Annotated in this window: 5 protein-coding genes; 3 read left to right on the top strand and 2 right to left on the bottom strand. The window is 72.2% G+C overall.

The window, feature by feature from the left end:
• The first annotated feature begins 306 nt into the window (after positions 1-306).
• Positions 307-3,663: a maltose alpha-D-glucosyltransferase gene (gene treS / locus ACTIGN_RS12705; protein WP_439624320.1), complete on the top strand. Its 3,357-nt coding sequence runs from the start codon at positions 307-309 to the stop codon at positions 3,661-3,663.
• Positions 3,664-3,701: 38 nt separating this feature from the next.
• Here the strand turns inward: treS and ACTIGN_RS12710 are convergent, their stop codons facing one another.
• Complete coding sequence (locus tag ACTIGN_RS12710; RefSeq protein ID WP_439624322.1) at positions 3,702-4,196, bottom strand: hypothetical protein; 495 nt, start codon at positions 4,194-4,196, stop codon at positions 3,702-3,704.
• A 155-nt stretch (positions 4,197-4,351) separates the two neighbouring features.
• Between ACTIGN_RS12710 and ACTIGN_RS12715 the strand changes: the two genes are divergently transcribed.
• Both ACTIGN_RS12715 and ACTIGN_RS12720 read left to right on the top strand, forming a co-directional pair.
• Positions 4,352-4,756, top strand: a complete 405-nt coding sequence (locus tag ACTIGN_RS12715; RefSeq protein WP_439624324.1) for a hypothetical protein — start codon at positions 4,352-4,354, stop codon at positions 4,754-4,756.
• A 76-nt stretch (positions 4,757-4,832) separates the two neighbouring features.
• Positions 4,833-5,282 (top strand): DUF2383 domain-containing protein, encoded by a 450-nt coding sequence (locus ACTIGN_RS12720; RefSeq protein ID WP_439624326.1) that lies wholly within the window; start codon positions 4,833-4,835, stop codon positions 5,280-5,282.
• Between the two features lie 76 nt (positions 5,283-5,358).
• On the opposite strand, the gene ACTIGN_RS12725 is transcribed toward ACTIGN_RS12720, so the two are convergent.
• On the bottom strand, positions 5,359-6,573 hold the full coding sequence (locus ACTIGN_RS12725; protein ID WP_439624328.1) for a GIY-YIG nuclease family protein: 1,215 nt from the start codon (positions 6,571-6,573) through the stop codon (positions 5,359-5,361).
• Positions 6,574-6,714 lie beyond the last annotated feature (141 nt).

Raw genomic sequence — 6,714 nt, forward strand, 5'->3', positions numbered from 1 at the left:
GCTCCACTTTACGGACGGCTTGGGCCGATTGCGGAGTTGGCGCGAGTCACAGTCAGAGCAGAGGTAGGCGTCTGTGCCCCCCGAAGCCGGGCCGGACCCATCCATGTGATTTCTTTGTCGCCCCCGGCTCAGCTTGTGCGACCCCCTTCGGGGGCATCGCCCCGGGTGTGCGGGCAACGCCGCGAACCCCCATACCCCCGGTCCGGGGCACCGCCCCTTGTTCCCCGGCCGGCGCGAGCGGCGTAAGATTTGCACCCCCGCCGCGAGGACCAGTCCCGGTGCCCCGGCGAGGAGCGCGAGGAGCGTATGACGGACACGGACCCCCTCTGGTACAAGGACGCCGTTTTCTACCAGATCCACGTCCGCGCCTACCAGGACAGCGCCGGCGACGGGGTCGGCGACTTCCGCGGGCTCCGCCAGCGGCTCGACTACATCCAGGACCTCGGCGTCACCGCCATCTGGCTCCAGCCGTTCTACCCGTCCCCCTTGCGGGACGACGGGTACGACATCGCCGACTACACGACCGTCAACCCGCAGTACGGCACCCTCAAGGACTTCCGCGACTTCCTCGACGCGGCCCACCGCCGGGGCCTGAGGGTCATCACCGAGCTGGTCATCAACCACACCTCGGACCAGCACCCGTGGTTCCAGCAGGCCCGCCGCGCCCCGAAGGGGAGCCCCGAGCGGGACATGTACGTGTGGAGCGACGCGCCGGACAAGTACCTCGACGCCCGCATCATCTTCAAGGACTTCGAGCGCTCGAACTGGACCCACGACCCGGTCGCCGACCAGTACTACTGGCACCGGTTCTACAGCCACCAGCCGGACCTGAACTTCGACAACCCGCTCGTGTGGGACCGGCTCACCCCGGTCCTCGACCAGTGGATGGAAATGGGCGTGGACGGGCTGCGGCTCGACGCGATCCCGTACCTGTTCGAGCGCGAGGGCACGAACTGCGAGAACCTGCCCGAGACCCACGCGTACCTGAAGCGGCTCCGGGCGCACATGGACGCGAAGTTCCCCGGCCGCATGTTCCTCGCCGAGGCCAACCAGTGGCCCGAGGACGCGGTCCACTACTTCGGCGACGGCGACGAGTGCAACATGGCGTTCCACTTCCCGGTCATGCCGCGGCTGTACATGGCGCTGCACCAGGAGGACCGGTTCCCGATCATCGACATCCTCGAGCAGACCCCGCCGATCCCCGACAACTGCCAGTGGTGCATGTTCCTCCGCAACCACGACGAGCTGACGCTCGAAATGGTGACCGACGAGGAGCGGGACTACATGTACCGGGCGTACGCGAGCGACGCCCAGGCCCGGATCAACCTGGGCATCCGCCGCCGGCTGGCCCCGCTCCTGCGGAACGACCGCCGCCGCATCGAGCTGATGAACGCGCTCTTGTTCTCCATGCCCGGCACCCCGGTCGTGTACTACGGCGACGAGATCGGCATGGGCGACAACATCTACCTGGGCGACCGCAACGGGGTCCGGACCCCGATGCAGTGGTCGAGCGACCGGAACGCCGGGTTCAGCAAGGCGAACCCGCAGAAGCTGTACCTGCCGGCGGTCGTCGACCCCGAGTACCACTACGAGACGGTGAACGTCGAGGCCCAGCAGAGCAACCCCAGCTCGCTCCTGTGGTGGATGAAGCGGCTCATCGCGCTCCGCAAGCAGTACCGGGCGTTCGGCCGCGGGGCCATCGCGTTCCTGCGGCCCGACAACTCGAAGATCCTCGCGTTCGTCCGCCGCCACGAGGACGAGACGCTCCTGGTCGTCGCCAACCTGTCCCGGTTCGTGCAGTACGTGCAGCTCGACCTGTCGGAGTTCGCCGGCCGGGTGCCGTGCGAGCTGTTCGGCCGCACCGCGTTCCCGGTCATCGGGGCCGACCCGGTCCCGTTCACCCTCGGGCCGCACGGGTTCTACTGGTTCTCGATCGCCCCGGCCCCGGTGCCGTTGGAGGTGGCCGCCGGCCCCCGCGAGGCCCCGGTGCCCCGGCTCCCCGTCGCCGACACCTGGGAGGACGCGCTGCACCCCGACCACCTCGACCGGCTCGAACTCGCGGTGTGGCGGTACCTGACCGACACGGTCGTCCACCACGGGCGGACCCGGGCGGTGCGGGACGTGACGGTCCGGGCCGCGGCCCGGCTCCCGCTGGAGGCCCCGACCGGCCTGGTCCTCGTGGACGTGGACCTGCTCGACGGCGAGACCCAGGCCCGCGCACTGCGGCTCGGGTTCGCGCCGCCCGAGGGGGCCGGGGGCGTCGCGCCGGGGGCCGTCGTCGCGGAGCTGGTGAAGCGGGGCGCGGCCGCCGGCGTCCTGTTCGACGCGCGCACCGACCCGGCGCACTCCGCGGCGCTCCTCCGGGGCATCGCGGCCGGCGGCGCCGTGCCGTTCGACGGGGGCGAGGTGGCGGCGGTCGCGTTCCCGCACTTCGGGGCCGCCCTCGGGACCGGCGAGGTGCCCGAGCCGATCACCCTCCGCCGCAGCCGCGAGCACGACCTGACCGTCACGTACGGGTCCCGGGCCGTCCTCAAGTCCTTCGAACGGATGGAGGCCGGGCCCCACCCGGCCCTGGAACTCGGCCGGTTCCTGACCGAGCACACGACCTACGACCGCACCGCCCCCGTGCTCGGCGCGGTCGAGCTGCGGCCGGCCGACGGGGCGCCGGTCACGATGGCCGTGCTGTACGGGTACGTCCCCAACGAGGGGACCGCGTGGCAGTACACGCTCGACGCGCTGAGCCGGTTCTACGAGGGCGTGCTGGCGCACCCGATGAAGCCCCCGGCCCCGGCCCCGGCCGACGCCTGGGTCTCCGACGCGGCCCCGGCCGGCGAGGGCCGCGAGTGGCTCGCGCCGTACCTCGACACGGCCGCCCAGCTCGGCCGCGACACCGCCGCCCTGCACCGGGCCCTGGCCACCGGGACCGGCCCGGCCCTGGCCCCCGAGCCGTTCGGCAAGCTGTACCAGCGGTCCGTGTACCAGGGGATGCGGACCCGCATCGGCATGGTGTTCCGCGAGCTCAAGCGGCGGCTCCCGGACCTGTCCCCCGCGGCCCGGGTGCTGGGCACCGCGCTGCTCCGCACCGAGAGCGAGCTGACCCGCCGGTGCCGCGACGTGCTCCGCCCCGAGGTGACCGGGCAGCGGGTCCGGGTCCACGGGAACTACCACCTCGGGGAGCTGCTCTACACCGGGTCGGGGTTCGTGGTCACCGACTTCGAGGGCGACCCCGAGCGGCCCCTCTCGGAGCGGCGGATCAAGCGGTCCCCGCTCCGCGACGCGGCCGACATGGTGCGGTCGTTCCACTACGCGGCCCTGACCCCGCTGTTCGGCCCGCGGGAAACCCGGGGGAACTTCTCGGGCGTGGTCCGCGGCGAGGACCGCACCGAGCTGATGGGCTGGGCCCGGTTCTGGGCGTCGTGGGTGTCGGCCCGGTTCGTCGAGAGTTACCTCGCCGACATGGCCGGCACCGGGCTCCTCCCCGCCGACCCGGCCGCGTGCCGCGACCTGCTCGAACTGTTCGTGCTCGCGAAGGCGGTCGCGGAACTCGGGGCCGACCTCGAGCACCGGCCCGAGCGGGCCATGATCCCCATGACCGGCCTCCTCGACATCGTCGGCGCGGCCGGCGCGGCCCCCGGGGCCCCGGCGCACACCACCTCCGGGTGACCGTCGGCCCGACCGCACCCGCGCCGCACCCGCGCCGCTCACGCCCCGGCGAAGTCGGCCGCGCGCCGGCACGTCTCTTCCAGCGACTCGCACAGCGGCGCCCCCGGGCAGTCCTGGGCGAACCGGCGGCGCACGTACCGCTCCCCGGTGAACCCGGCCTCGATGCCGACCACGAGCCGCACCCCGTCCCGCTCCTGGCGGACCTTCCACTCGGCCAACTCGAACCGCGTCGTCTGCGCGTACGCGCGGCCCGGCGTGGGCACCGCCTCGCGGGCCAGCCAGAACAGGATCGCGCCGCACGCAGCGGCCCGCCGCAGGTGGTGCGTCTCCCAGTCGACCTGCGCGGTGTAGTCGAACGCGCCGGGCAAGTAGCTGCGCCGCGGGCTCGCGACGTGGAGCGCCGGTGCGAGGACGCCGAGGAGCCGACCGGCCTCGTCTTGCCAGTCGGGCGCGCCCTGGATCGGGCCGGCGAGGAACACGAGGGGGCCGTCGATTGCCGGGAAATCGGGGGGCCGGATGAGGAGCCGGGGCATGGGGAGCGTCCCGTGGGGGCTCGGGCCGGTCGGGGTGCCGGGGGCAGATCCCGCCCGAGGATTTCGCTTTATCCCGGCGGCACGCGGGTTGCAACAGTGTTTCACCACCCCGGCAACTCCGCCGGACCTCTGACACGCACACCCGAGGCATCTCGATGCGTTACGCACTCTCCACCGCCGCCCTGGCCGCGGTCCTCCTCGCCGGCTGCAACAAGAGCCCCGAGGGCGGCACGCCGGGCACGTCGAGCTCGTTCAAGATCGCCGGCCCGACCACGTCCACCACGATCAAGCAGGACAACGCCGAGTCGGTGAAGCTCTCGCTCGACCGCGGGAAGGACTTCAAGCAGAACGTCAAGCTGGGCGTCACGTCGTCGTCCGACAAGGTGAAGGGCGAGCTGAACAAGGCCGACTTCAAGCCGGGCGACCCCGCGGACGCGGTCCTGAAGGTGTCGGTCGCCAAGGACGCCCCGCTCGGCGAGCACGTCCTGAAGGTCACCGGCACCCCCGAGGGCGGCACCGCGACCTCCGTCGACGTGAAGGTCAAGGTCGAGGCCCCCTGAGTCCCCGAATCGGCACTCGCGGCCCGGCGGACCCGTCCGCCGGGCCGCGGCCCATCTGTCTGTACGAGGTGCAACCATGAGCGTAGACGAGAACCGCCCCGACGGGGCGCGTGACGCGGAGGCCCTCGCCGCCCTGCTGCGGAGCGAGTTGGCCGCCGTCGCCACTTACGACGAGGCGGTGCAGAAGTTCGAGGACCCGCACGCCCTCGTCGACCTCCAGAAGATCCGCGAGGACCACGCACGGGCCGTCGGCCTGCTGCGGGACACGATCACCCGGACCGGCGGCCGCGACGTGGAGTCGCCGGGCCCGTGGCCGTCGTTCGAGTCCGCGGTCGGGGACGTGAGCCGGGCCGTGGCGTTCGCGGCCCTCAAGCAGGGCGAGCAGCACTCGGTCAACGAGTACGAACTGGCCCTGGAGAACGACGACGTGGACCCCGAGTGCAAGGCACTGATCCGCTCCGAGTTGCTGCCCCGCGACCGGGAGCACGTCGAACAGATCAACCGACTCCTGGGCGGCATGGCCTGACCACCGCCCGGAGGTGGAACGCCCCGCCCGCGCCGCCGGCCTCTCCCGGCGGCGTCTTCGTTGCGCCACTTGGAGTTCACCCCTGCTGCGGGAGCGTCCGGCACCGCTCGGTCGCGGCGAGCTGGGTCAGCAGCTTCGCCGCCTCGCCCGCGTTCCGGCGGAACCACGCGACCACCATCAGCACGCTGTCGACCGCCCCGCCGGCGAGGACGGGCGAGGCCGGGCCGCCGGTGAACGTCGCCGCGATCAGCGCCGCGGCCGACTCGCGCTCGGCGTCGGTCGAGGGCGTGAAGCACACCGCCCGCACCTGCCCGCGGTGGATCAGGTACCACCGCTCGCGGCCGTCGTGCCCCACGAGCGGGTACACGAACGAGTTCTTCGTGCGGGCCTGCCGCAGCAGCGCGAGCCGCGCGTCGATCCACTCCAGCGTTTGCAGCCGGTCGCGGAGCGCCGTCGCCTTCTCGAACTCGAACCGCTCCGCGGCGCCGCTCATCAGTTCCTTCAGCGTGGCGAGCAGGGAGCGGTCGCGGCCGTCGAGGAACCCCTTGGCGGCCCGCGTGCCCGCGGCGTACTCGCCCCGCGTACACGCCCCGGCGCACGGCCCGAGGCAGCTCCCCAGTTCGTACCGCATGCACTTCGCCGACCGCTCGTCGACGAACAACTCGGGCTGGTCGGCGAACGACAGCGGGACCGTCTGCGGGCAGTCGCGGAGCTTGAACCAGTCGTTGAGCCGGCGGGCCGCGTCCTCCGACTTCCACCGGATGACGAGGGGGCCGTACACCCCGAGCTCCTTGCCCGTCGGCTTGTTGGTGACGTAGACGTGCGGTGCCGGCGCCTTGCCGACGCAGACGTAGTGGTGCCGCTGGAGGCCGGGGACGCCGAGGACGTTGAACTTGGGTCGGAGCGTCTGGATGAGTTCGAGTTCGCGGAGCAGCGCGGCGAGTTCGTCGCCGATCTGCTCCCACACGAGAACGCGGGTGTGTCGGACGATCTTCCCGGCCTTCGGGTCGCGGCTCTTCTCGCGGAAGTAGCTGAGCAGGCGGGCGCGGAGGTTCTTCGCCTTGCCGACGTACACGAGCCGGCCGCGGTCGTCGATCATGCCGTACACGCCGGGCGACCGCGGGGCGTGCGCGCGCACCTGCTTCTTCAGCCGCGCCGGCTGCTTCGAGCGGAACTTGCGGCCGACGACGGGCTCGACAGCGGGCCGGAACCGCGACGGGCCGAACCCGTCGAACACGTTGGCGGGGAACAATCGGGGCTGGGCCGGCCCGTCCGTGGGTGTCTTCGGCATTCGGTGACTCGCGCGGCCTCCACTGTACGGGTGGCAAGTATAACCGAAACGGCCCGCCCGCGATAACCCGGGAAATCGGTGCCCGGAAGTGATTCCGGGCGAACCCTGAGCGCCAGCGAGGGGGTGGGCCTCACCCCCTCG

Source organism: Gemmata sp. (genome assembly GCF_051859125.1).
GTDB lineage: Bacteria > Planctomycetota > Planctomycetia > Gemmatales > Gemmataceae > Gemmata.